Origin of the sequence: Amycolatopsis sacchari, assembly GCF_900114035.1 — a bacterium.
GTDB classification, from domain to species: Bacteria; Actinomycetota; Actinomycetes; order Mycobacteriales; family Pseudonocardiaceae; genus Amycolatopsis_E; species Amycolatopsis_E sacchari.
The window spans coordinates 276476-301339 of record NZ_FORP01000002.1 but is presented as its reverse complement, the minus strand read 5'-3'; the positions used below and the strand labels follow the sequence as shown (position 1 = coordinate 301339).

Below are 24864 nucleotides of genomic sequence, written 5' to 3'. Positions count from 1 at the left end.
TTTCACCTCCGGAGGTGGCCGCTGTCGTTGAACACGAGCAGCGACGGCGGCCGGTCCGGGCGGTAGCGGATGACCGTGAGGGCGCAGTTGTCCTGGTTCAGGCCCAGCCAACGGCCCGGAGGGGCGTCGAGCGCGTGGCAGACGAACCACGCCGCGAGGAAGTTGTGCGTGACGACCAGCTCGTGCCGCTCCTCGGCCGTCGGCACGGCGAACCGCGCGATCGCGGCGGCCGCCAGGCGCGCGCCGGACGCGAGCTCCGCGGGGGAGAACTGCCGGACGAACTCCGCGTACACCGGCGGCAGCTCGTCCGGGACGGGCGGCGGGTAGTCGCCGAGTTCCCCGGCCTCCACGACCGGCACGCCCGGCAGCTCCGCCGCCAGCAGCCGCGCCGTCCGTACCGCGCGCGGCAGCGGGCTGTGGGAAACCGCCGCGAGCGGCACCTCCCGCAGCCGCCGCCCGAGCAGCGCCGCCTGCCGCCGTCCGGTCTCGCTCAGCTCGCCTTCGTCGATCGCTTCGCCGTGCCGCGCCACGTACAGCAAGTGGTCCGCCATCCCCGGGAGCCTGCCAGAACCGGTGCGGATCGGCGGGTGTTGTGCCAAGCTCGGACTTGGCTCGAGGAGGAGGCGCGCGTGACCAGCAACGTTGTCGGTACCGGCGGGCACATCGTGTTCGTCCTGCACGGGTGGTTCGGGTCCGGCGGGGCGTGGGGCAACCTGATCCCGCACCTGGACGCCGAGCGGTTCACCTACGTCTTCCCCGACTACCGCGGCTACGGCTCGCGGCGGGACGAGCCCGGCGAGCACACCATCGCCGAGGCCGCCGCCGACGTGCTCGCCCTCGCGGACCAGCGCGGCGCCGAGCGGTTCTCCCTCGTCGGGCACTCGATGGGCGGCAGCGTCATGCAGTGGGTCTACGCCGACGCCCCCGAGCGCGTCCGCGCGCTGGTCGGCGTTTCGCCCGTGCCCGCGAGCGGCGTGCCCTTCGACGACGAGACGTGGCAGCTGTTCTCCGGCGCGCCGGGCGACTCCGCGAAACGCCGCACGATCATCGACTTCACCACCGGCGGCCGCCACCCCGACGCGTGGCTCGACGGGATGGTCCTGCACTCCGAGGAGAACTCCGACCGCGAAGCCTTCGCCGACTACCTGGAAGCCTGGGCGCACACCGACTTCTCCGAGCGCATCATCGGCGCCGAGGTGCCGATCAAGGTGTTCGTCGGCGAGCACGACCCCGCGCTGGGCGAGCAGACGATGCTCACCACGTTCGCCCAGTGGTACCCCAAGCTGGAGCTGGAGGTGCTGCCCGACGCCGGGCACTACGCGGCCGACGAGGTGCCGGTGACACTCGCCAACGCGATCGAAGTCTTCCTGGACCAGCACTGATGACGCGCGCGGACGTCTTCGACCCGAGGGTGTTCGCACGCGGCCTGCCCCACGAGGAGTTCCGCCGCCTCCGCGAAACCGAACCCGTGTGCTGGCAGGACGAACCCGAGGTGCTGGGCTGGCCCGCGGGGCCCGGTTTCTGGGCTGTGACCCGCTACGCCGACGTCCGGCACGTCCTGCGCACCCCCGAGATCTACTCGTCCTGGCTCGGCGCGACACAGATCCGCGACCCCGAGCCGGACGACCTCGCGTTCATCCGCCGCATGATCCTCAACATGGACCCGCCGGAGCACAACCGGTTGCGGCGCATCGTTTCCGCGGTGTTCACGCGCCGCAGACTGGAACGCCTCGCCGACCAGATCGCCGAGCGCGCCAGGAAACTCCTCGCCGGCGTCGACGGCCGGTGTGACCTGCCCGTCGACGTCACCGACGACTTCCCGCTGCTCAACCTCTCCGACCTGCTCGGCGTGCCGGCCGAGGACCGCGGTCTGCTCCTCAAGTGGACGAACCGCGTCATCGGCTACCAGGACCCCGAACACGCCGAGATCGTGCGTGACGAGCAGGGGAAGCCGATCAACCCGCGCTCACCGGCGATGCTCGCCGACATGTTCGCCTACGCCCGGCAACTCGCCGAGGAGAAGCGCGCCCGGCCCGCCGACGACCTGATGACCGCGCTTGTCCAGGCCGAAGTGGACGGTCGCGCGCTCGACGACGCCGAGCTGCAGATGTTCTTCTTCCTGCTGGTGATCGCGGGCAACGACACCGTCCGCAGCGCACTGCCCGGCGGCGTGCTCGCGCTCGTCGAGCACCCGGAGGAGTACCGGCGGCTGCGCGCCGATCCCGCCCTGCTGCCCAGCGCCGTCGAGGAGATGCTGCGCTGGCACCCGCCCGTGCTCACGTTCCGCCGCACCGCCGCCCGCGACGCGGAACTGGGCGGGCAGCGCATCAGCGAGGGCGACAAAGTGGTGGTGTACTTCGCGTCTGCGCACTTCGACGAGCGCGCTTTCCCCGATCCGTACCGCTTCGACGTCTCCCGCGAGCCCAACGACCACCTCGCGTTCGGGCAGGGGCCGCACCTGTGCCTCGGCGCGCACTTCGGCAGGCTTCAGCTGCGGCTGTTCTTCCGCGAGTTCCTGCGGTTGCCCGAGGCGCGGCTCGACGGGCCGGTGCGGCACCTGACGTCGAACTTCATCAACGGGATCACGCACCTGCCGTTGTGCTGGTGAACGGGCGCAACTCCACGCCCTCCCGCACGAGCGCGTCCCGCACGCCGCGCGCGATCTCGACGGCACCGGGCGTGTCGCCGTGCACGCACACCGAGTCCGGCTCGACCTCGACGACGCTGCCGTCGATCGCGGTCACCGTGCCCTCGGTGGCCATCCGCACGACGCGCCGCACGACCTCCTCCGCGTCGTGCACGACCGCGCCGGGCCGACGGCGTGAAACGAGCGTCCCTTCGGGGGTGTACGCGCGGTCGGCGAAGGCCTCCCGGACGGTGCGCAGCCCCGCGTTTTCGGCCTGGCGAAGCCATTCCGAGCCCGGCAGGCCCAGCACGGGCAAGGACGCGTCGTAACTGCGCACCGCCTCCACGACGGCCGCGGCCTGCTCGGCGTGGTGGACGATCGCGTTGTACAGCGCACCGTGCGGCTTCACGTAGCTCACACGCGTCCCCGCGACGCGGGCGAACCCGTCGAGCGCGGCGATCTGGTAGATCACGTCGTTGACCAGCTCGGCGGGGTCGACGTCGATGAACCGGCGGCCGAACCCGGCGAGGTCGCGGTAAGCCACCTGCGCCCCGACCGCGATGCCCCGCTCGGCGGCCCGCGTCGTGACCCGGCGCAGCACGCTGGGGTCGCCCGCGTGGAAGCCGCACGCGACGTTCGCGCTGGTCACGATGTCCAGCAGCGCGTCGTCGTGGGTGAGGGGCCAGATGCCGAAGCCCTCGCCGAGGTCACTGTTCAGGTCGATCAACTCGCGTCCCCTTCGTGTGTGGTCGTGCTGCCTCAGGATCGTCCTGAGTCTCGCGCGTCCTTCCGGCGCGTGAGGAAGACGGACGGGTCGTCGGCCCGCCAGAGCCCCTCCAGCGGGCCGACGACGAAGTCCTGACCGGCCTTCTTGATGTCGTAGTTGTCCACTCGCGTCCCCTCCGTGTTCGCCCGGTGTCCGAGCCTAATTCGTCCTACCCTCGATCACGTGACGCGACTCAAGCTGACCTCCACCGTCCTGGGCACGCCGGATCCGCACGGGCTGGCGGTCTTCTACCAGGAGCTGCTCGGCTGGCCGATCCGCACGGACGAGCCCGAGTGGGTCACCCTGCGGCCCGAGGACGGCAGCGCCGGCCTGTCCTTCCAGCTCGAAACCGAGCACACGCCGCCGGTGTGGCCCGCCGGCCGCGAGGACCAGCAGATGCAGCTGCACCTCGACATCGAGGTCGACGACCTGCCCGCCGCCGTCGCGCTGGCCACCGGCGCCGGGGCGACCGTGGCGGAGTTCCAGCCGCAGGACGACGTGCGCGTGTGCTTCGACCCGGCGGGGCACCCGTTCTGCCTGTGGATGCGGGGTTGACCCCGTGCGGATCGGTGAGGTGACGGCCCGCACCGGGGTGCCGCGACGCCTGCTGCGCTACTACGAGGAGCAGGAACTGATCGTCCCCGGGCGCGACGCGAACGGCTACCGCGTCTACTGCGAGGAGGGCCTCGCGCGCATCCGGCAGATCCGCGAGCTGGTGGACGCCGGGCTGCCCACGCGGCTCATCCGCAAAGCCATGCCCCACCTCGGTGGGCCGGTTTGCCCGGAGCTGGTGGCCGCGCTGCGGCGTCGTGCCGAGACGCTCGGGGCGCGCATCGGAGAGCTGACCGAGCGGCGCGACGCGGTGCTGAGGTACCTCGACGAAATCGGTGCTTGACCTTCACACCGGTGTGAGGCCCCGAAGCTGGGGTCATGACACATGACTTCACCGAGGTGCGGGCCGCGCTCGAACGCAATCTCGGCACCGGCGAGGAACTGGGCGCCTCGATCTTCGTGGACGTCGGCGGCGAGCCCGTCGTGGACCTCTGGGGCGGATACCAGGACCCGGCGAGGACGCGACCGTGGGAAGCCGACACGATCGTCAACGTCTGGTCCATCACGAAGCTCGTCACCGCCGTGTCGGTGCTCGTCCTCGCCGACCGGGGGCTGCTGGATCTCGACGCCCCCGTGGCGGCGTACTGGCCGGAGTTCGCGGCCAACGGCAAGCAGGACATCCCCGTCCGTGCCATCCTCGGGCACACTTCCGGCGTGTCCGGACTGGACCAGCCCGCGACGCTGACCGACCTGTACGACGCGGAGAAGGCCGCCGCCAGGATGGCGGCACAGGCACCGTGGTGGGAGCCCGGCAGCGCGTCGGGTTACCACCTGTTCAGCCAGGGGCACCTGCTCGGCGAACTCGTCCGGCGGGTCACCGGGAAGACGCTCGGGCAGTTCGTCGCCGAGGAGGTCGCCGGGCCGCTCGGCGCGGACTTCCAGCTCGGCGTCCGCCGCGAGGACTGGCCGCGCGTCGCGGAGATCGTGCCACCACCACCGTCCGCATTGGACGGTCTCGACCCGGAAAGTCCGGCCGCACGCACATTCGCGGGACCCGCCGTGGCCGCCGAGGAGGCGAACAGCACGGAGTGGCGGACGGCGGAGATCGGTGCGGCCAACGGGCACGGCAACGCGCGCTCGGTCGCGCGGATCCTGTCGGCGATCCCGCACCTGCTCACCCCGGCGACCGTCGACCGCATCTTCGAGGAGCAGTCCAACGGGATCGACCTCGTCAACGGCCTGCACCTCCGGTGGGGCATGGGTTTCGCGCTCAGCGACCCGAGGACGCTGCCCGAGGTGCCACCCGGCCGCGTCGCATACTGGGGCGGCTGGGGCGGTTCGATGGCGATCCTCGACCTGGACCGGCGGGTGACCATCGCGTACGTGATGAACAGGATGGCGCCGGGCATCCTCGGGTCGCGGCGGAGCCGGGAGTACGTGGAGGCGGTGTACCGCGCGTTGGGCGCCTCCTGACCTACTCGCCCTCCAGGTCGCCCTCCGTGCGGAGGTAGACCTCGCGCAGCTGGTCCAGCAGAGCCGGGTCCGGCTCGGCCCACAGGCCGCGGTCCGCGGCCTCCGTGAGGCGCTCGATGATGCCCCGCAGCGCCCACGGGTTGGATTTCGCCAGGAACTCCTGGTTCTGCTGGTCCAGCACGTACGACTCGGACAGCTTCTCGTACATCCAGTCCTGCACCACGCCCGCCGTGGCGTCGAAGCCGAACAGGTAGTCCACCGTCGCCGCGAGTTCGAACGCGCCCTTGTAGCCGTGCTTGCGCATCGCGGCCAGCCAGCGCGGGTTGACGACCCTCGCGCGGAACACTCGTGCCGTCTCCTCGTGCAGCGAGCGCGTGCGCACCGCGTCCGGCGATGTCGAGTCGCCGATGTACGACGCCGGCGCCTGCCCGGTGAGCGCACGCGTGAACGCGATCATCCCGCCGTGGTACTGGAAGTAGTCGTCCGAGTCGGCGATGTCGTGTTCACGCGTGTCGGTGTTCTTCGCCGCCACCACGATCCGCCGGTACGAGCTCTCCATGTCCTCCCGCGCGGGCTTGCCGTCCAGCTCACGGCCGTACGCGTACCCGCCCCACGTCGCGTACACCTCGGCCAGGTCGGCGTCGTCCCGCCAGTTGCCGGAGTCCATCAACGGCAGCAGGCCCGCACCGTACGCGCCCGGCTTGGAGCCGAAGATCCTCGTGGTGGCACGGCGTTCGTCGCCGTGGGCCTCCACGTCGGACAGATAGTGCGCACGGACGTAGTTCTGCTCAACGGGTTCGTCCAACGCGGCCACGAGCCGCACCGCGTCGTCCATCAGGTCGATCACGTGCGGGAACGCGTCGCGGAAGAAGCCGCTGATCCGCACGGTCACGTCGATGCGCGGACGGCCCAGCTCGGCCAGCGGGATCGGCTCCAGGCCGGTGACCCGCCGCGAAGCCTCGTCCCACACCGGCTGCACGCCCAGCAACGCCAGCACCTCCGCCGCGTCGTCGCCCGACGTGCGCATCGCGGACGTGCCCCACACCGACAGGCCCACGGACCGCGGCCAGTCGCCCGTGTCTTCGCGGTAGCGGCGCAGCAACGAGTCCGCCAGCGCCTGGCCCGTTTCCCACGCCAGGCGGCTCGGGATCGCCTTCGGGTCGACCGTGTAGAAGTTCCGGCCCGTGGGCAGCACGTTCACCAAGCCACGCAAGGGAGAACCGCTCGGCCCGGCCGGGATGTAGCCGCCGTCGAGCGCGTGCAGCACCGCGTCGATCTCCGCCGTGGTGCCCGCCAGGCGCGGCACGATCTCCGTCGCCGCGAAACGCAGCACCGAAGCGACCGGCTCCTCGGCCGTGATCGCGTCCACGGACCAGTTCGCGGCCTCCATGTCCAGCACCAGCTGTCGCGCGGTCGCCTCGATGGCGTCCACATCGGACAGTGGTGCGTCCTCCTTGAGGCCCAGCGCGGAACGCAGGCCCGGCACGGCACCGGCCTTGCCGCCCCACATCTGCTGCGCGCGCAGCATGGCCAGCACGAGGTTCACGCGCGCCTCACCGGTCGGCGCCTCACCCAGGACGTGCAGGCCGTCGCGGATCTGCGCGTCCTTCACCTCGCACAGCCAGCCGTCGATGTGCAGCAGGAAGTCGTCGAACTCCGCGTCGTGCGGGCGTTCCGCCACACCGAGGTCGTGGTCGAGCTTCGCGGCCTGGATGAGGGTCCAGATCTGCGCGCGGATCGCGGGCAGCTTCGCCGGGTCCATCGCCGCGATGTTCGCGTGCTCGTCGAGCAGCTGCTCCAGGCGCGCGAGGTCGCCGTAGCTCTCGGCGCGCGCCATCGGCGGGATGAGGTGGTCGACGATCGTGGCGTGCGCCCGGCGCTTGGCCTGCGCGCCCTCGCCGGGATCGTTGATGAGGAACGGGTAGATCAGCGGCAGGTTGCCCAGCACGGCGTCCGGCGCGCACGACGCCGACAGGCCCGCCGTCTTGCCCGGCAGCCACTCCAGCGAGCCGTGCTTGCCCAGGTGCACCACCGCGTGCGCGCCGAACTCCTCCTCCAGCCAGCGGTACGCGGCGAGGTAGTGGTGGCTCGGCGGCAGGTCGGGGTTGTGGTAGATCGCGACGGGGTTCTCCCCGAACCCGCGTGGCGGCTGGATCATCAGCACGACGTTGCCCGCCTGCAGCGAGGCCAGCACGATGTCGCCGTCATCGACGTACAACGACCCCGGCGGCGGACCCCAGTGCTGCTCCATCTCGGCGCGCAGCTCCTCGGGCAGCCGCGCGAACCACTCGCGGTAGCGCGCGGCGGGCACGCGGATCGGATTGCCCGCCAGCTGTTCCTCGGTGAGCCACTCCGGGTCCTGCCCGCCCGCGGCGATCAGCGCGTGGATCAGCTCGTCACCGTCGCCGGACTCGACGCCGGGGAACGGCTCCGAGCCGAGGTCGTAACCCTGTTCGATCATTCGGCGCAACAACTTCACCGCCGACGCGGGGGTATCGAGGCCGACGGCGTTGCCCACCCGGGAGTGCTTCGTGGGGTACGCCGACAGCATCAGCGCGATACGCCGTTCGGCCGGCGGGGTGTGCCGCAGCCGCGCGTGGGCCAGCGCGATGCGCGCGACGCGGGACGCGCGCTCGGCGTCCGGCACGTAGTGGGGCAGCCCGTCGGAGTCGAGTTCCTTGAAGGAGAACGGGACCGTGATGAGCCGTCCGTCGAACTCCGGGACCGCCATCTGGTTCCCGGCGTCCAAAGGGGACAGTCCCTCGTCGTTGGCGGCCCACGTGTCGCGGTCGCTGGTGAGGCACAGCGCCTGCAGCATCGGCACGTCGAGCGCGGCCAGCTCGGAGACGTCCCACGCCTCGTCGTCGCCACCGGCACCGGCCTCGGACGGCCGGGTGCCGCCCGCCGCGAGCACCGTGACCAGCAACGCGTCGGCCTTCGCCAGCTCCGCCATCAGCTCCGGCTCACGGGAGCGCAGCGACGCGCAGTGGATCGGCAGCGCCTGGCCGCCCGCGTCCTCCACCGCGCGGGACAGCGCCTCGACGAACGCGGTGTTCCCGGACAGGTGGTGCGCGCGGTAGTACAGGATCGCGACGACCGGGCCCTCGGTGCGGCGGCGCTCGCGGTCGAGCACACCCCACATCGGCTGCGGCGCGGGCGGCTCGAAGCCGTCACCGGTGAGCAGCAGCGTGTCGGAGAGGAACCGGTGCAGCTGGGTCAGGTTCTCCGGGCCGCCCTGCGCGAGGTACGCGTGTGCCTCGGTGGCGATGCCCGCCGGGACGGTCGAGAGCTCCATCAGCTCCGCGTCCGGCGTCTGCTCCCCGCCGAGCACCACCACGTGCGCCCCGCTCGCGCGCACGGTGTCCAGCCCCTCCTGCCACGTCCGCGCCGAACCCAGGATCCGGACGACGACGATGGGCACGCCGTCGAGCAACGCGGGCAGCTCGGCGAGGTCGAGCCTGGCCGGGTTCGCCAGCCGGTACTCGGCGGTGCTCGCCCGTGCACTGAGCAGGTCGGTGTCCGAAGTGGACAGCAGCAGGATCACGCTGGGCCTCCTTTGGTCATCCCTCACTCTAGGGGTCGTCAGGCCGATCGCTCCCCGAGCCGGGGGAACGGCTCAGTGGAGAAGATCACCTCCACGCCGACCTCGAAGTACTGCGCGATCTTCAGCGCCAGGTAGAGGCTCGGGCTGTACTCGCCGCGTTCCAGGTAGCCGACCGTCTGGTAGTGCACGCCCAGCGCCTCCGCCAGCTGCCGCCGCGAGATGCCCCGCTCGGCACGCAGCATGGCGATGCGGTTGTAGATCGTCTCGCTCATCCCGGCATCCGCTGCAACGCCTTCTCCTTGCGAGCGGCCACGGTCGAGCCGGACTCGCGCCGCGCCATCCTACGCAACACCACCGGCGCCAGTACCAGGCCGACCACGGCCCACGCGCCCAGCACGCCGACCGTTTCCAGGTGCCGCCACGAGTGCCCGACCTCCACCGCCGCCAACGCGTCCGGCAGCAGCGCCGAGCGCATCCCCAGGCCCACCCAGTAGACCGGGAAGACCTGCCCGACGCCCTGCAGCCACGAGGGCAGGCCCGTGATCGGGTAGAAGATCCCGGAGATGGCCACCATCCCCATCATCGGCAGCATCACCAGGCCCATGCTGCGGGGACTGGCCAGCAGCGAGCCGAGGACCGCGCCGAGCGGCATGGTCGCGACGAGCCCCAGCACGACCACGCCGAGCAGCGCGAGCCACGAACCGGCCCCGAGTTCCAGCCCGTGCGTCACGAACAGCCCGGGGATGAACACCAGTACGCACCCCACCAGTGACATGCCGGCCACCTGCACGATCTTCCCGACGAGGTAGCCGATCATGCCGTTCGGCACGGCCTTCGCCCGCAGCAGCGTGCCGTCCTCGCGCTCGGTGACCAGCTGCTGGCTCAGGTTGACCAGCCCGGCGAACGCGATGTTCATGCCCAGCACGCTGGGCAGGGTCAGCGAGCTGAGCTGGAAGTTCATCCCCGGCACGGACGCGCCGCGCATGAAGATCATCACGACCGTCAGCGCGACGGCCGGGAACAGGTACGCCCACAGGTCCTGGACGTTGGTGAACGTCTGCCGCAGCTCGATGCGGCCGCGGACCACCCCGGCCCGCACGGCGCCGCTCAGCGGGCTCATCGCGCCCCCTCCTCGAACCGGTGCACCAGCGCCATGTAGGTGTCCTCCAGGCTCGCCCGGCGCACCTCCAGATCGGCGATCTCCTCGCCGTACTGCTGGAACAGCTCGTACACGAACTTCGTCGACTGCGTGGTGGTGTGCACGTACCGCTGGCCGTCACGGGTCCAGCGCACTTCGGCCTCGGTGGACATGCGCCGCGACAGCTCGTCCGCCGAACCGTTCGCGATGATCGAACCGCCCGCCAGTATCAGGATCCGGTCGGCGAGCTTCTCCGCCTCGTCCAGGTCGTGCGTGGTGAGCAGGATCGTCGTGTCCTCGTCGTCGGACAGGCGGTGCACGAGGTCGTGGAACTCGCGGCGGGCCTCCGGGTCGAACCCGGCCGTCGGCTCGTCGAGGAACAGCAGCTCGGGGCGGCCGACGATGCCGATCGCGACGTCCAGCCTGCGCCGCTGGCCGCCGGACAGCGACCCCGTGCGCTTGTGCGCGTGCTGGGTCAGCCCGACGGCCTCGATCAGCTCGTCGGTGTCCCACGGGCGCCGGATGTGGTCGGTCGAGTAGTCGCGGTAGTAGGAGCCGAGGTGCGCGAGCAGCTCCCGCACGCGCCATTTCGCGTGGTCGCGCCACGACTGGAGCACGACGCCGATGCGGGCGCGCCACGCCTCGTCACCGCGGGCCGGGTCGACGCCGAGGACGCGCACGTCCCCCGCGGAGCGCATGCGGAAGCCTTCGAGGATCTCGACCGTGGTGGTCTTGCCCGCGCCGTTCGGCCCGAGCAGCGCCAGGACCTCGCCGCGCCGCGCGGTGAAGTCCACGCCCTTCAACACATCCTGCGTGCCGTAGCGCATCCGCAGGTCACGCACTTCGAGCACGGTGGTGTCGGTGCGCACGGGGTCCGTCACCCCCCGAGGACCGTTCAGAACTGTCATAGTCCTTCTTCCCCCTGTAGCTGGTATGCGGGGAAATGTAGCAGACCTACTATCTTCGATCCAAGGATTACAGTGAGCACCATGCCCCACCGAGCCCGTCCAGACGCCTGTCCTGGCGTCTTCTCGACGCACGACGCCGCGGACGGCGCGCTCGCCAGGGTTCGCCTGCCCGGCGGCCGGATCACCGCCGCGCAACTGGCCGTGCTGGCATCGTGCGCGGAGGAGCTGGGCGACGGTTCGGTGCACCTGACCTCGCGGGGGAACGTGCAGCTGCGCGGCCTCGCGCGTGACACCGGGGAGCTGGTCGGACGGCTGTCGGACGCGGGTTTGCTGCCCGCGCCCACGCACGAACGCGTCCGGAACTTCCTCGCGTCGCCGTTGAGCGGGCTGGCCGGCGGGCTCGTGGACGTGCGGCCGCTGGTGGCGGCGCTGGACGCGGCGGTGTGCGCGGAGCCCGCGCTGGCCGCGCTGCCGGGCCGGTTCCTGTTCGCGCTCGACGACGGGCGCGGGGACGTCGCGGCGGAGGACGCGGACCTGTGCTGGCAGGCCCTCGACGAGCGGGACGGCGTGCTGTTGCGGGCCGGAAAGCCCGGAGAGCGGGTGCCTCGCGCGGAGGCGGTGGCCACCCTGGTGCGGGAAGCGCTGCGGTTCCTGGAGATCCGCGGCAGCGCGTGGCGGATGCGGGAGCTGCCGGGGTTTTCCGGCGCTCGCCGGCCCGCGCGCCCGGTGGAGGCGGGACCTTTTGTGCGGGACGACGGGCGGCGCGGGTTGTGCGTGGCGCCGTTGTTCGGGCAGTTGACGGCGGAGCAGCTGCGGTTGTTCGGCACCGATGTGGTGGTCACGCCGTGGCGCAGCGTCGTGGTGCCCGAGTACCGGCCCGAGCTGGCGGCGTTGTCGAGTGCGAGCCGGGTCAGCGCGTGCATCGGGCGGCCGGGGTGCGCGAAGTCGCGGGCGGACGTGCGCGCGGACGCGCGGCGGGTGTCCGTGCGGGCGCATTTCTCGGGGTGTGAGCGGCGGTGCGGGAAGCCGCGGGACGCGGTCGACGTGGTGGCGGCGGAGGACGGTTACCTCGTCGAAGGGGCGTGGGTGCCCGCCGGGGCTTTGGTGGATGTGCTGGGACAGAAGGGAAACCGGTGATCGACTACCTGAAGGACGGGGCGGAGATCTACCGCCACTCGTTCGCCACGATCCGCGACGAGGCCGACGTCGCGATCCTGCCGGAGGACCTGGAGCCCGTCGCGGTGCGCATGATCCACTCGTGCGGCATGGTGGACCTGGTGGACGATCTGGGGTACTCGCTGGAGGTCGTCGAGTCGGCGCGGGCCGCGCTGCGGGCGGGCGCGCCCATCCTGTGTGACGCGCACATGATCGCCAGCGGTATCACGCGGCGGCGGCTGCCCGCGGACAACGAGGTCGTGTGCACCCTGTCCGACCCGCGGGTGCCGGGCCTCGCGGAACGGCTGGGCACCACGCGTTCGGCGGCGGCGCTGGAGCTGTGGCGGGACCGCCTGGCGGACTCGGTCGTCGCGATCGGCAACGCGCCGACCGCGTTGTTCCGGCTGCTGGAGATGCTGGAGGAAGGTGCCGGTGTGCCCGCGGCGATCATCGGGGTGCCGGTGGGGTTCGTCGGGGCGGCGGAGTCCAAAGTGGAACTGGTGAAGCGGGCGCCGGCGCCGTACCTGGTGGTGCACGGCAGGCGGGGCGGCAGTGCGATGGCCGTCGCCGCGGTGAACGCGTTGGCGAGTGAAGTCGAATGAGCACCGGGAAGCTGTGGGGTGTCGGGCTCGGGCCGGGGGACCCGGAGCTGCTGACCGTCAAGGCGGCGCGGTTGATCAGCGAGGCGCAGGTGATCGCGTACCACAGTGCGCGGCACGGTCGCAGCATCGCGCGTTCGGTCGCCGAGCCGTACCTGCGGGACGGGCAGATCGAAGAGCGGCTCGTGTACCCGGTGACGACGGAGACGACCGATCATCCCGGCGGGTACGAGGGTGCGATCGCGGAGTTCTACGAGCTGAGCGCGAAGCGGCTCGCGGAGCACCTGGACGCCGGGCGTGACGTGGTACTGCTGTGTGAGGGTGATCCGTTCTTCTACGGCTCCTACATGTACATGCACGAGCGGTTGTGCGACCGGTACGAGGCGGAGGCCGTGCCGGGGGTGACGTCGGTTTCGGCGGCGTCCTCGGTGCTCGGCCGCCCGTTGGTGCAGCGGGACGAGGTGCTGACGGTCCTGCCGGGCACGCTCCCGGCCCCGGAACTGGCAAGGCGGCTGGCGGACACGGATGCGGCGGCGGTGCTGAAGCTGGGGCGCACGTTCGGTTCGGTGCGTGAGGCGCTGGCGGAGTCGGGGAAGCTGGAAAACGCTTACTACGTCGAGCGGGCCACGTGGGAGGCCCAGCGGATCGAGCCGTTCGCTGAGGTCGATCCGGAGTCGGTACCGTACTTCTCGCTCGCGCTGGTGCCCAGTCCTGCTTATGCCGCACGGAAATCGCCGGTTGTCTCGGATGCGCCGGAACCGGCGGACGGCGGCGAGGTCGTGGTCGTCGGCCTGGGCCCGGCGGGTCCGCAGTGGCTGACGCCGGAGGCGGCGGAGGCGCTGGAGGGCGCGGAACACCTGGTGGGGTACGGCCCGTACCTGGCGAAGGTCCCGCAGCGCGCGGGCCAGCAGCGGCACGCCTCGGGCAACCGCGTGGAGGCCGACCGGGCACGGGAAGCGCTTTCCCTGGCGCAGGCCGGTGCCCGCGTGGCCGTCGTGTCATCGGGCGATCCGGGTGTTTTCGCGATGGCCTCGGCGGTTCTGGAACAGGCGGCGCAACTGGAGGCCCCGGTGCCGGTGCGCGTCCTGCCGGGCGTGACGGCCGCGCAGGCAGCCGCGTCACGGGTAGGAGCACCCCTCGGCCACGACTACTGCGTCATTTCGCTGTCGGATCGCCTGAAGCCCTGGGAGATCATCGAAAAGCGCCTGCATGCGGCGGGTGAAGCGGACATGGTGGTGGCGATCTACAACCCGGCCTCCCGCACCCGGACCACACAACTGGCCCAGGCACGGGAAATACTGCTGACCCACCGCACCCAAGCCACCCCAGTAGTCATCGCACGGGACGTCGGCGGCCCGGAAGAAGACATCAGGATCACCACCCTGGGTGACCTGGATCCGTCCACAGTAGACATGCGATGCCTGCTGATCATCGGCTCCAGCAAAACAACGGTGACGAACGGCCAGGTCTGGACCCCACGCACGTACTAAAGGCCTCACCGCCGGTGGACCCCGGTGGTCACCTTGGGAAAAAGACAAAAAATGTCCTCGCCGGACGGGCCGGCGACGGGATGATCACCCGACTCTGGGGCTTGTTCACCACCGGTGCCAAGGCCCCGTGATGGCGAAGACATACCCCGGGGACTGGATGTTCGCGAACAGGATCCTGCCGTCCTGGCTGAACGTGGGGCCGGTGAACTCGCTGTCGTTCAGCTCGTTCCTTGCCATCGGGTACGCCTTGCCCGTGTCCGTCACGCCGACGAGGTGGGACAGGCCCTCACCGTCTTCGGCCAGGATGAGGCCGCCGTGCGGGGAGACGGTGATGTTGTCCGGACCGTCGTAGTCGGTGTCGGCGTCCGGGTCCGGGTTCACGCCGAAGATGGTCTTCAGCTCGACCGTTTCCGTGCGCGGGTCGTAGAACCACACCTGGCCGTCGTGTTCGTTGACACTTCCGTCGGAAGCCCTGGCGTAGCTGGCGACGAAGTAGGCCCCGCCGTCACCCCAGTAGGCGCCTTCCAGTTTCCGGCTGTGCGTCACCTGGCCCGCCGTGAACTGCTTGCGCACCGACACTTCCTTGGCGTCCCGCTCCGGCACGTCGACCCACTTGACGCGGTACCGTGTGCCCGGGCGCGTGGCCTCCGACAGGTCGTCGATGTGCTTGCCGCCCTTGAAACAGCTCATCGCCTGCAGGCGCCCCGCGTTGTCACCCTCGGTCAGCTGCAACTGCCGCAGCGCGCCCCGGCGACCCCGGAAGCCCTTCGGCGGCGTCCACCGGAAGTACAAACCGTTGGGGCCGCTGGCATCCTCCGTCAGGTAGATCGTCGAGTCGTGCGGATCCACGGCGACGGCCTCGTGCGAGTAGCGGCCCAGGAACTTCAGCGGCACCGGGTTTTCGTTGGCACGCCGGTCGAACGGGTCCACCTCGAACACGTACCCGTGGTCCTTCTGGTACACGCCGCCCGCGCGCTGTTCGGTCTCCTCGCACGTCAGCCAGGTGCCCCAGGGCGTGTGCCCGCCCGCGCAGTTGTTGTGCGTGCCCGCCAGGCTCGCGTACTCGCGCACGCGCCGCCCCCAGTGGTCGACGAGGATGTTCGTCGTCCCGCCCCCGGCACCCGGGTCGTAGGTGATCCCCGGCAACGTCGGCACCCGGAAAGGCTCGTCGCCCCCGATCTCGTGGTTGTTCACCAGCACGAACCCGCTGCGGTCGCGGAAGCACGCGGTGCCGTCCGCGTCGCTCGGGGTCGGGTGGCCGCTCTCCAGCGTCGTCACCCCGGCCTGCGCCACCACCCGGTAGGAGAACTCCCTCGGCAGCGCGAGCAGCCCGGCCGGGTCGTCGACGAGCGGACCGTAACCGGTGGGGCGGCGCACGTTCGCGGACGCGACCGGCGCGGCGATCGCGTCGATGCTGCCCGCCACCGCGATGCCCAGCGCGCCCGTGCGCAGCAGATCCCGTCTGGTGAGTGCCATGCCGGCCTCCCTGATCGAAGTTGGTGACCAGGGCATCCAAACGCGCGGCGGCGACGGGAGCCGGACATCCAGCCCAACAACGGGCGAACGATCGTCAGCGCGTCGGGACCCGGCCGGAGTATCGTCCTGCCGATCACGGGGTCGACGACGAGGGGACGGGTTGACGAGCAACGAGCCTCGCCCGGGCCGGGCGCAGGGTTCCCGTGGAGTCGCGGGAACCCTGTTCGCCGCAGTGTATGGCGAGTTGGCCCCGCGTCCGGACGGGGTTTGGGTCACCGATCGCGACCCGTACATCCAGTTTCACGACCGGTCGCGGGCAATGGGCTGGCTCGACCACTTGTGGGGCATGAATGACGCCGGGCGGGAGCATCCCCTGGCGACTCCCGGGTCTTCGCTCGTCACCTGGTTTCAGGTGGGGGTTGACCCGGTGCCCGGCGACAGGTCGTTGCCGGTGCAACCGTTCCTCTGCTGCGCCCGGGATGTCACAGTAAGGCTTGGCACACTGCGGCTCGACGCGGCACAAGTGCTGCTACCGGCGAACAGCCTGGACATCTCGGCGCGTCCGCAGCACGCCCGGATGCCGTCGCTGTCCACCGCGGCCTGGTTCGACGACGTGCGGGCGGTGACGCCGGTGAGCGTCACACTGGACAGCGGTCAGGACCCGGTCATCCCTTCCGTGGCCCAGCGGATTCACCGGTGGCTGGGCAGCCTGAACCAGAACGTCTTCCAGTGCGGGGCCCTGGTCGACCAGGAGCCCCTGCCGCCGCCGCTGCCCGACGAGATGTGGCTCGGTCCACCGAGGCACCGCGTGACCTTCCAGGGGACGCTTTCCGAGTGGTCGCTGGACGCGATCGGCTGGCTCGGTGGCTTCCTCGCCGACCTGGCCGCCCGCGAAGGCGCCGGCGTTCCCCTGCTGCTCACGGTGACCCGCTCGACGCCTTCGCACTGAGGATCAGTGACGACCGTCAGCGCGTCGGCGTGGAGCCGTTCGGCTGCTGCGGGCCCGGGCCCGGCGACCACCAGCCCCACACGGTCTTCTCACCGTGCTCGACGTGCGGCGTCGTGCCCTCCGTGTACGGCTCGATCTGGATCAGCTGGCCCCACGACTGGCCCGGGTCGCCCTCCAGGTAGCTCGGCACCTCGGGTTCGCTCGCGACCTCTTCCAGCCACCCGTTCGGGCCACCGCCGATGTTGTCCGCGATGCCGGCCTCCGGGGCGAGCGTGCCCGCCGTGATCCGGTACGCGGGCACCTGCGAGATGCCGTCGTGCGAGGTCACCGGGTTCATGCACGGGTACACGAACGCCGCGGGCCAGTCCATGTACACCGGGGCGTTGCCGACGCGCTGCGTCAGCGTCGTGAACGTCGGCACGCGCGGCGCGGTCACCGCCACCCAGCCGTCGTCGGTCACGTCGTCGTCCTTCGCGACCACGCGCACCAGCGTCTGGTCCGCCGGGACGTTGTCGAGCTGGACGCGTTCGTCGGCCCACTTGCCGGTGTCCGTGCTGCTGCCCGACGTCGTGCCCACGCCCTGCGGCAGCACCGTGTCCGTCCGGGCGACCTTCACGCCCTCCGGCGTCTGGGTGCCGAACTCCAGCGCGACGCTCGTCGCCTTGCCCGACTTCGCCGCGACGGCGACGACGACCTGCGCGCCCGCGCGGTTCTCGGGCAGCTGGTACCAGTCCGTGCGCAGCCTGCCCGTCGGCGTCGTCCCGCTCTCGTGGTAGCTGCTCCACATCGGCACGGTGCTCGTGGTGAACCCGTGCGGCGGCCCGCTCAACGGGTCGTCGCTGTCCTGCGCGCTCGAGTGGAACCCGGTCTGCGTCTTGCCGTTGTCCTCCTGCGCGGGCGGCAGCCCCGAGTTGGACTGCTGCTGCTCCACCGGCACGGTCTGCGCGGCGACCGGCTTGAGCACGCTCGACACCGGGTCCTGCTCCACCATCACGTGGTCGGACAGGTTGCAGCTGGTCGACACCAGGTGCGCCACGTTCGCCGCGCCGAGGCTGTAGCTGCCCCACTGCTTCTGGATCGCCTTGCCCATGCTCGCGAACTCGAACGCGACGACGAGCCCGCAGACCACGACGAGCGACAGCGAGCCGAGCCGCAGCGCGCGCAGCCGCCGTTCCTGGGTGGGGGGCGGCAGCAGGCCGGGCCGTTGCGCCCGCACGTTCTCCACGAACGCGATCACCGCCGCCACGGCCGCCGCGAACAGCAGCACCGTGGACAGGTGGAAGCCCTTGATCGACGGCGCCTTGTCGAACCACGGCACCCCGAGGCTCGACACGAACCAGTACGCGTTCGGCCCCGTCGCGGCCAGTGCGGCGACCGCGAGCAGCCCCGCGGTGAACGCCGCCCGGTTGCGCTTGGACCGCAGCACCGTCGAGCTGGTCGCCAGCGCCGTGAGCGCCGCCATCGCCGAACCCACCGCGGCGAACGCGCCGAAGTGGTGGGTCCACTTCGTCGGCGTCAGCGCCAGCAGCAGGAAGAACAACGCGGTGGTGCCGATGAGGCGGCGGGCCGGGCCCAGCGCGGCGCCCTGGATGCGCCCGCGGCGCAGCAGCACCACGAGGCACGCGCCCGTGCACAAGATCAGCAGCAGCACCGGGAACCGGCGCGTCATGGACCCGTCGGCGCTGTCGGCGAACAGCAGCTCGTACCGGGAAAGTTCGTTGTACCAGGGCAGGTTGGGGCCGACGTTGCCCCGCAGTCTGGTCGCCTCCGCCACCGTCGCGAACGTCTGGTCGGCGAACACCACGATGAGCACGGTGAACCCGGCGGCCGCGATCGGCGCGAGCACCGACAGCCAGCCCGAGTCGCGGGCCTGCGTGCGCAGCATGTGGAACAGCGGCTTCGCGGCGACCAGGAACGGCGCCACGGCGATGAGCGCGGTGGGCGTCGCGGCCAGCGCGAACGCGGCCGCCAGCAACCCGAGGCACAGCGGGAGCAGGCGCCGGGTGACCAGCGTCCGCTCGACCGCGCACAGCGCGAGCAGCGAGCCGAGCGCCGCCCACGGCTCCGGGCGCACGCCGTTGTTGAACGGCAGCCACCACACCAGGAACACCATCGCGGCGGCCCAGCTCGCCGCCGGGCTCTGCCGGACCTGGTTGCCCAGCCGCGGCATGACCTCGCGGCTGATCAGCAGCCAGCAGATGAGGCCGATGAGGAACGACGGCAGCCGGATCCACGGCGGCACCGTGGACACCGCCGCCATCGCCTCGTAGATGTGGTCGTTCCAGCCGAACGGGGCCTCGGCGACGCCGAACCAGCGGTGGTAGTTGGTCAGGTAGCCGAACTGGTCGGCGACCCTCGCCATGGTCAGGATGTAGCCGTCGTCGGAGGTCACCGGACCGATGAACACCCACGCGCCCAGCACGCCGAAGACCGTGAAGTCGCGCGGCGTGAGCTTCCACCAGCCGACCGGCGCCCAGCGTGGCGCGCGCCGGGCGCGCCCGCGGTCGAGCCGGTTCACCGCGATCAGGCAGCCGAGCAGCGACAGGATCCCGAACACGCCGATGCCGACCTTGAGCCCCGTCGGCGAGGACTGGTACCGCGTGTCCGGCGTGATCGACACGTTCAGCCCGGCGATCGGGTCGCGGTCGGACGTGAGATCCGTGTAGATGCCGATGACGCGCGGCCGGACGTCACCGCCCGAGTCGTAGACCGGGGAACCGGCGACCGTCAGCGTCGTGTGGGTGGCGCTGGAGGTGAACGTGACGTCGCAGCCCGACGCGGGCAGCGGCTGGCGGGCCACCTGCTGCCCCCGGCTGAACGCCGTGAGCACCCCGTCCTGCACGCGCAGGAACACACCCGCGCCGTTGCCCGTGCGCGCGCTGGGCACGGTGGAGAACAGCAGCCCGCCGCCCGGCAGGCGCGAGTTGAGCGACTGGATCGTGGGGCACGGCAGGTCGACGCGCATGTCCTGCGCCCAGTACCCGGTCAGCGGCGCGTTCACCGGACGCGTGTCGCTGCCGACCGGCCACGTGATGCGCGCCGTGTCCTGCACGACCGGCAGGAACGGGTACGCGATCGCGCACGCGGCCGCGAAGAGGCCGAGCACGACGGACAACCAGTGCCACAGTCTGGTACCGGGCCTGGTCTGCGGTGCCTGCTCCGGGCGCGGCTGCTCCGGATCGGTCACCTCGGAAGAGGAGACTGTCGGCGTCCTGCTGGCCATCCACATTGCACGAACGCTATCGCCCTAGTGTGTCGAGGTTCCTTCGGGTTCTGTCGGGCAGAGATTATGCACGCCCGCGTGTTCGCCGAAGCGGCCGAGATGCGTTGCGGCGGCGAGCGGGCGGCGGAAGCGCCACCCGTGCCGCTCCAGATCGGGCGTTTCGTGCAACCGGCTCACCGGGCCCACACACAGCCAGGCCACGGGCCGGACCGCGTCGGGGATACCCAGCAGTCCGCGCAGGAAATCCTCGCGGTAGAAGCTCACCCAGCCCACGCCGAGCCCCTCCGCGGTCGCGGCGAGCCACAGGTTCTGGATGGCCAGGCACACCGAGTACAGCCCCGCGTCGGCGATCGCGTGGCGGCCGAGGACGTCGGGTGCGCCGCGGGCGGGGTCGTACGTGACGACGACGCCGAGGCTCGATTCGAGGATGCCTTCGATCTTGATCCGGTCGAACACGGCGGCGCGGTCCTCGTCGAGCGAATCCGCGAAGACCTCGCGTTCCGCGAGCACGTGCTCGCGGAAGGCCTCGCGGGTGCCGCGGTCGGGCACCAGCACGAAGTCCCACGGCTGGGTCAGCCCGACGCTCGGCGCGCTGTGCGCGGCTTCGAGCACGCGGGTGAGCACGTCGCCGGGGATCGGCTCGCCGGTGAACTCGGCGCGCACGTCCCGGCGCCGCCGGAGGACGTCGTAGAAGGCTTCGGTCATGCCCCCAGCATCGCCGACACCCACGCGAGCGCCGCGGGCACGTCCTCGACCGTGCGGACGCCCGCACGCGCGGGCCTGCGCACGACGACGACCGGGATGCCGCGTTCGCGAGCGGCGAGGAGTTTCGCGGTGGTCATGGTGCCGCCGCTGTCCTTGGTGACGAGCACGTCGATGCGGTGCTCGCGCATCAGCGCCGTCTCGCCGGGCACGTCGTAGGGGCCCCGGTCGAGGATGATTTCGATCTTCGGCGGCAGTGGCGGCTCCGGCGGGTCGACGCAGCGCGCGAGGAACCACTGCCGGGTGCAGCCCGCGAACGCGGCGAGGCCCTGCCGCCCGCTGGTCAGAAAGACGCGCTCGCCGAAGGATGTGATCTTCCTCGCGGCCTCGTCGAGCGAGTCCACCCAGTGCCAGTCGTCGCCGGGACCGGCCTGCCAGCCGGGACGTTGCAGGCGCAGCAACGGAATTCCGGCCTTGGCCGTGCCGGCGACGGCCGAGGCGCCGATGCGTTCGGCGAAGGGGTGCGTGGCGTCCACGACGGCCACGACGCCGTTCTCGGTCAGCCAGCGCACGAGACCGTCCGGACCGCCGAAGCCACCGACGCGCACTTCGCCGACCGGAAGGCGAGGGTTCGCGACGCGGCCGGCGAGCGACGAGACGACGCGTACGCCACGTTCGACGAGCCCGGCGGCCAGCGCGCGGGCCTCGCCGGTGCCTCCGAGGACGAGAACGGTCTGCACGCCAGCCATACTCCCTGTTCATGCGGTACGGGTGGACCACGGGGGCGTGTGCGACGGCGGCGACGACCGCCGCCTACACCGCGCTGCTCACCGGTGAGTTCCCCGATCCCGTCGAGGTGCGGCTGCCGAAGGACAAGCGGCCGACGTTCGCGCTGGCGACCGAACGCCTCGGCGACGGCTTCGCGACCGCGGGCGTGATCAAGGACGCGGGCGACGATCCCGATGTCACGCACGGCGCGCTCATCCTGTCCACGGTGTCGCCGGGCGAACCGGGCAGCGGGGTCACGTTCCGCGCGGGCGAAGGCGTCGGCACGGTGACGCGACCGGGATTGCCGCTGGCGGTGGGCGAACCGGCGATCAACCCGGTGCCGCGGCGGCTGATGACGGAGGCCGTCCAGCGGGTCGCGGCCGAGCACGACGGCAGCGGGGACGTGGTCGTCGAGATCTCGATCCCCGACGGTGAGGAGATCGCGCGGCAGACGTGGAACCCGAGGCTCGGCATCGTCGGCGGGCTGTCCGTGCTGGGCACGACGGGGGTGGTGGTGCCGTACTCGTGCTCGGCGTGGATCGACAGCATCCGGCGCGGGGTGGACGTGGCGCGGGCGATCGGGCACGAGCACGTGGCGGGCGCGACGGGCAGCACGTCGGAGCGGGTGGTCGCGGAGCTGTACGGGCTGCCGGAGAGCGCACTGCTGGACATGGGGGATTTCGCGGGCGCGGTGCTCAAGTACCTGCGGCGGCACCCCGTGCCGCGGTTGACGCTGGGCGGCGGGTTCGCGAAGTTCTCGAAGCTCGCGGCCGGGCACCTGGACCTGCACTCGAAGCGCTCGCAGGTGGACCTGCGGCTGCTGGCGTCACTGGCACCGGAGGTGGGGGAGGAGATCCTGGCGGCGAACACCGCGTTGCACGCGCTGGAGCTGGCGCGGGCGGCGGGTTTGCCGCTGGGCGACCTGGTGGCGGCGCGGGCGCGGGAGGTGGCGGTCGAGGTGCTGGGCCCGGCGCCGGTCGCGGTGGACGTCGTGGTCATCGACCGCGCGGGGACCATCGTGGGGCGGGCTTAGACCTCGACCACGGGGAGGTCGACCTCGTCACCCCTCGGGCAGTTCGAGGGGCACGCTCTGGAATTCGGGCCTGGCTACAACACCACGACCGGTTGGGGCTCGCCCACGCGGAAATCAGGTGACGCTCGCCGAGGGACGCCAGCCCAGCGGCAGGCTCGCATCGGCAACCAGCTTGCGCAGGCCTGCCGCGTCCCCGGCGTCGGCCAGCGCGAGCGCCTCGACCTCCCGCAGGGCGCGCCCCGGCGCGGGTCCGCGATGTTCGCCGCCTGCGCGAACCAGCCCGGTCGGGACAGCTGTCCCAAGGTCCGGGTCATCCGGACGAAACCGCGGTAGGTCGCGGCGGCGCGGTTGCTGTAGTGGGCCAGCTCGTGCGGGAGTCCGGCGAGCCGAGCGCCCACGACCGCGCGCCGGGCAGGGGCTCAATCGATATCGCGGAATTTCTCCGAACGGTCCCGTGCCATCGAATACAGGTAGCTGTCCGGAAAATTCTCGGCGGCCAGCACACGGCCGACGAAGATGACTGCCGCCCGGGTTATCCCTTCCGCCCGGATTTGCGGTGCTATTCCGCCCAGCGTGCCGCGCACGATCCGTTGTCCCGGCTGGGTCGCCAGGTGCACCACGGCGACGGGGCAGTCGGCGCCGTAGTGCGGCAGCAGTTCCGCCGCGACCTGCTCGATGCGGTTGATCGCGAGGTGCACCGCGAGCGTCGTGCCGGTGGCGGCGAACGCGGCCAGCGTCTCGCCCGGCGGCATGGCCGTCGAACGCGCCTGGACGCGGGTGATCACGAGGCTCTGCCCGATCGTCGGCACCGTCAGTTCCCGGCCCAGCACCGCGGCCGCCGCGGCGAACGCCGGGACGCCGGGCACCACTTCGTACGACACTTCGGCCGCGTCGAGCCGCCGCATCTGCTCCGCCACCGCGCTGTAGATCGACGGGTCGCCCGAGCACAGGCGCGCGACGTCGTGCCCGGCGCGATCGGCCGCCACCAGCTCGCCGATGATCCGGTCCAGCGAAAGGTCCGCGGTGTCGATCCGCTTCGCGCCGGGCGGGCAATGCGCGAGCAGGTCGGGCGGCGTGAGGCTGCCGGGGTACAGGCACACCGCGCAGCGCGCGATGAGATCCCGCCCGCGCACGGTGATGAGGTCCGCGGCACCGGGTCCGGCACCGATGAAGTAGACGGTCATTTCGCGTAGCTCCATTGCGTGACGGTGCGGGCCGGCGTCCAGCCGGTGAACCCGCCGAGTGGCGCGGCGTGCTCGACGGCGAGCCGGACCAGCTCACCGCCGTGCTCCCGGTAGGCGGCCGCGAGGACCTGCTCCGACTCCAGCGTGACCGCGTGCGCGACGAGCCTCCCGCCGTCCCGCAGCGCCTCCCGGCACACGTCCAGCGAGGCCAGCCCACCACCGGCGAACACGGCGTCCGGTGCGGGAAGCCCGGTCAGCACCTCGGGCGCCGAGCCGGTCACCACGCGCAGTTCGGGCACCCCCAGCCGCTCGGCGTTGCGGCGGATCCGCTCTGCCCGCACGGGATCCCGCTCGACGGCGATCGCGCGGTTGCGGGGATGGGCGCGTGACCACTCGATCGCGACGCTGCCCGCCCCGGCGCCGACGTCCCACAGCAGCTGCCCCGGCAGCGGGGCGAGCCGCGCCAGCGCGGACGCCCGCAGGTCGCGTTTGGTCAGTTGCCCGTCGTGCTCGAAGGCGTCGTCGGGCAGGCCCGGCAAGGGAGGCAACCCGGTGCCCACGCACTCGATCGCCACGATGTTCACCGGGTCCACTTCGGCCGACCACGTGCGGGCGACGCCGTCGACCCGGTGTTCCCGCGGCGAACCCAGCCGCGACAGCACGGTCATCCCGCTCTCGCCGAAGCCTTGTGCGGTCAGCAGTTCCGCGATCTCCGCTGGTGTCGACGCGTCCGAGCTGAGGACCAGCACCCGCGCGCCGGACGTCAGCACCCTGCTGATCCGGTGCACGCTGCGGCCCACGACGCTGACGACCTCGGTCTCCTCCGCCGACCAGCCCAGCCGCGCCCGCGCGAGCGTGACAGAAGACACCGCCGGCACGATCCGCACGTCCTCGAACCGCTTCACGAGCGTCGTGCCGATGCCCGACAGCAGCGGGTCGCCGCTCGCGAGCACCCCGAACCGCCAGCCCGCGTGGCCGGACAGCAGGTCGTCCAGCGCGGGCAGCAGCGGGCTCGGCCAGGCGTGTTTGGGCAGGTCGAGCGGTACGAGCTCAAGCTGGCGGGCCGAGCCGAACAGCACGTCGCACCCGGCCAGCTCCGCCCGCGCGGGCTCGGGCAGCCCGGCCCAGCCGTCGGCGCCGAGGCCCACCACAAGAATCGTCACGTCGCAGAACCGTATGCGATGATGCCGGGGACGGCCGTCGTGGAACCCGGTGCGAATCCGGGGCGGTCCCGCCACTGTGATCCGGCCGGCCAGGCCGGGAGCCAGAGCTTCGGCG

At 71.6% G+C, this 24864-nt stretch carries 23 protein-coding genes and 1 riboswitch; of the genes, 10 read left to right on the top strand and 13 right to left on the bottom strand.

All coding sequences use genetic code 11. From position 1 onward, the window contains the following. Positions 1 to 2 precede the first annotated feature (2 nt). On the bottom strand, positions 3 to 551 hold the full coding sequence (locus BMZ92_RS05480) for a histidine phosphatase family protein (RefSeq protein ID WP_091504610.1): 549 nt from the start codon (positions 549 to 551) through the stop codon (positions 3 to 5). 78 nt (positions 552 to 629) lie between these two features. Here BMZ92_RS05480 and BMZ92_RS05475 point away from each other — a divergent pair, with 78 nt between their 5' ends. Together BMZ92_RS05475 and BMZ92_RS05470 are read left to right on the top strand one after the other, a co-directional pair. Continuing rightward, on the top strand, positions 630 to 1382 hold the full coding sequence (locus BMZ92_RS05475; RefSeq protein WP_091504609.1) for an alpha/beta fold hydrolase: 753 nt from the start codon (positions 630 to 632) through the stop codon (positions 1380 to 1382). Beyond that, positions 1382 to 2608: a cytochrome P450 gene (locus BMZ92_RS05470; RefSeq protein ID WP_091504608.1), complete on the top strand. Its 1227-nt coding sequence runs from the start codon at positions 1382 to 1384 to the stop codon at positions 2606 to 2608. The genes BMZ92_RS05475 and BMZ92_RS05470 overlap by 1 nt, the downstream gene beginning before the upstream one ends. Here the strand turns inward: BMZ92_RS05470 and BMZ92_RS05465 are convergent. Further along, positions 2583 to 3350 carry a LamB/YcsF family protein gene (locus BMZ92_RS05465; protein WP_177228561.1) on the bottom strand — a complete coding sequence of 256 codons (768 nt, stop codon included), beginning with the start codon at positions 3348 to 3350 and terminating at the stop codon, positions 2583 to 2585. The genes BMZ92_RS05470 and BMZ92_RS05465 overlap by 26 nt on opposite strands. Positions 3351 to 3385: 35 nt before the next feature. Continuing rightward, positions 3386 to 3517 (bottom strand): hypothetical protein, encoded by a 132-nt coding sequence (locus tag BMZ92_RS38550; RefSeq protein WP_281245148.1) that lies wholly within the window; start codon positions 3515 to 3517, stop codon positions 3386 to 3388. Between the two features lie 58 nt (positions 3518 to 3575). On the opposite strand from BMZ92_RS38550, the gene BMZ92_RS05460 reads away from it, so the two are divergent. The 3 genes from BMZ92_RS05460 to BMZ92_RS05450 are packed head-to-tail and all read left to right on the top strand — an operon-like array spanning position 3576 to position 5417. Continuing rightward, positions 3576 to 3947 carry a VOC family protein gene (locus BMZ92_RS05460; RefSeq protein WP_091504606.1) on the top strand — a complete coding sequence of 124 codons (372 nt, stop codon included), beginning with the start codon at positions 3576 to 3578 and terminating at the stop codon, positions 3945 to 3947. A 4-nt stretch (positions 3948 to 3951) separates the two neighbouring features. After that, on the top strand, positions 3952 to 4287 hold the full coding sequence (locus BMZ92_RS05455) for a MerR family transcriptional regulator (RefSeq protein ID WP_091504605.1): 336 nt from the start codon (positions 3952 to 3954) through the stop codon (positions 4285 to 4287). A 35-nt stretch (positions 4288 to 4322) separates the two neighbouring features. Continuing rightward, positions 4323 to 5417, top strand: coding sequence for a serine hydrolase domain-containing protein (locus BMZ92_RS05450; RefSeq protein ID WP_091504604.1), 1095 nt, complete (start codon positions 4323 to 4325; stop codon positions 5415 to 5417). A gap of 1 nt (position 5418) precedes the next feature. On the opposite strand, the gene cobN is transcribed toward BMZ92_RS05450, so the two are convergent. Genes cobN through BMZ92_RS05430 form a run of 4 tightly spaced genes read right to left on the bottom strand, consistent with a single transcriptional unit; the run spans position 5419 to position 10926 of the window. Beyond that, positions 5419 to 8961: a cobaltochelatase subunit CobN gene (gene cobN, locus BMZ92_RS05445; protein ID WP_091504603.1), complete on the bottom strand. Its 3543-nt coding sequence runs from the start codon at positions 8959 to 8961 to the stop codon at positions 5419 to 5421. 38 nt (positions 8962 to 8999) lie between these two features. Next, positions 9000 to 9233: a helix-turn-helix transcriptional regulator gene (locus BMZ92_RS05440; RefSeq protein ID WP_091504602.1), complete on the bottom strand. Its 234-nt coding sequence runs from the start codon at positions 9231 to 9233 to the stop codon at positions 9000 to 9002. After that, entirely contained in the window at positions 9230 to 10081 is an 852-nt protein-coding gene (locus BMZ92_RS05435; RefSeq protein WP_091504601.1) for an ABC transporter permease, read from the bottom strand. Before BMZ92_RS05435 ends, BMZ92_RS05440 begins: the two co-directional genes overlap by 4 nt. Next, positions 10078 to 10926, bottom strand: a complete 849-nt coding sequence (locus tag BMZ92_RS05430) for an ABC transporter ATP-binding protein (protein ID WP_245782933.1) — start codon at positions 10924 to 10926, stop codon at positions 10078 to 10080. Before BMZ92_RS05430 ends, BMZ92_RS05435 begins: the two co-directional genes overlap by 4 nt. Positions 10927 to 11088: 162 nt before the next feature. On the opposite strand from BMZ92_RS05430, the gene BMZ92_RS05425 reads away from it, so the two are divergent. Genes BMZ92_RS05425 through BMZ92_RS05415 form a run of 3 tightly spaced genes read left to right on the top strand, consistent with a single transcriptional unit; the run spans position 11089 to position 14251 of the window. Beyond that, positions 11089 to 12144, top strand: coding sequence for a precorrin-3B synthase (locus tag BMZ92_RS05425; protein ID WP_091504599.1), 1056 nt, complete (start codon positions 11089 to 11091; stop codon positions 12142 to 12144). After that, positions 12141 to 12764, top strand: a complete 624-nt coding sequence (locus BMZ92_RS05420) for a precorrin-8X methylmutase (RefSeq protein WP_091504598.1) — start codon at positions 12141 to 12143, stop codon at positions 12762 to 12764. The genes BMZ92_RS05425 and BMZ92_RS05420 overlap by 4 nt, the downstream gene beginning before the upstream one ends. Then, a complete protein-coding gene (locus tag BMZ92_RS05415) occupies positions 12761 to 14251 on the top strand; it encodes a precorrin-2 C(20)-methyltransferase (RefSeq protein ID WP_091504597.1) in 1491 nt (496 codons plus the stop codon). The genes BMZ92_RS05420 and BMZ92_RS05415 overlap by 4 nt, the downstream gene beginning before the upstream one ends. A gap of 105 nt (positions 14252 to 14356) precedes the next feature. On the opposite strand, the gene BMZ92_RS05410 is transcribed toward BMZ92_RS05415, so the two are convergent. Then, entirely contained in the window at positions 14357 to 15727 is a 1371-nt protein-coding gene (locus tag BMZ92_RS05410) for an alkaline phosphatase PhoX (protein WP_091504596.1), read from the bottom strand. A 160-nt stretch (positions 15728 to 15887) separates the two neighbouring features. Between BMZ92_RS05410 and BMZ92_RS05405 the strand changes: the two genes are divergently transcribed. Next, the gene (locus BMZ92_RS05405; protein WP_091504595.1) at positions 15888 to 16676 is read left to right on the top strand and encodes a hypothetical protein; all 789 of its coding nucleotides are present in this window, start codon (positions 15888 to 15890) and stop codon (positions 16674 to 16676) included. Positions 16677 to 16692: 16 nt separating this feature from the next. On the opposite strand, the gene BMZ92_RS05400 is transcribed toward BMZ92_RS05405, so the two are convergent. The 3 genes from BMZ92_RS05400 to BMZ92_RS05390 are packed head-to-tail and all read right to left on the bottom strand — an operon-like array spanning position 16693 to position 21350. Then, the gene (locus tag BMZ92_RS05400) at positions 16693 to 19863 is read right to left on the bottom strand and encodes an arabinosyltransferase domain-containing protein (RefSeq protein WP_091504594.1); all 3171 of its coding nucleotides are present in this window, start codon (positions 19861 to 19863) and stop codon (positions 16693 to 16695) included. Positions 19864 to 19923: 60 nt separating this feature from the next. Further along, positions 19924 to 20604: a 5,6-dimethylbenzimidazole synthase gene (gene bluB / locus BMZ92_RS05395; RefSeq protein WP_091504593.1), complete on the bottom strand. Its 681-nt coding sequence runs from the start codon at positions 20602 to 20604 to the stop codon at positions 19924 to 19926. Continuing rightward, the gene (locus BMZ92_RS05390) at positions 20601 to 21350 is read right to left on the bottom strand and encodes a cobalt-precorrin-6A reductase (RefSeq protein WP_091504592.1); all 750 of its coding nucleotides are present in this window, start codon (positions 21348 to 21350) and stop codon (positions 20601 to 20603) included. The genes bluB and BMZ92_RS05390 overlap by 4 nt, the downstream gene beginning before the upstream one ends. 11 nt (positions 21351 to 21361) lie before the next feature. On the opposite strand from BMZ92_RS05390, the gene BMZ92_RS05385 reads away from it, so the two are divergent. Then, entirely contained in the window at positions 21362 to 22402 is a 1041-nt protein-coding gene (locus tag BMZ92_RS05385; protein ID WP_091504591.1) for a cobalt-precorrin-5B (C(1))-methyltransferase, read from the top strand. A gap of 419 nt (positions 22403 to 22821) precedes the next feature. Here the strand turns inward: BMZ92_RS05385 and cobM are convergent, their stop codons facing one another. Then, positions 22822 to 23586: a precorrin-4 C(11)-methyltransferase gene (gene cobM, locus BMZ92_RS05380; protein WP_091504590.1), complete on the bottom strand. Its 765-nt coding sequence runs from the start codon at positions 23584 to 23586 to the stop codon at positions 22822 to 22824. Then, positions 23583 to 24749 carry a precorrin-6y C5,15-methyltransferase (decarboxylating) subunit CbiE gene (gene cbiE, locus BMZ92_RS05375; RefSeq protein ID WP_245782910.1) on the bottom strand — a complete coding sequence of 389 codons (1167 nt, stop codon included), beginning with the start codon at positions 24747 to 24749 and terminating at the stop codon, positions 23583 to 23585. Before cbiE ends, cobM begins: the two co-directional genes overlap by 4 nt. 41 nt (positions 24750 to 24790) lie before the next feature. Continuing rightward, a riboswitch (cobalamin riboswitch) is annotated at positions 24791 to 24852 on the top strand. The last annotated feature ends 12 nt before the right edge of the window (positions 24853 to 24864 follow it).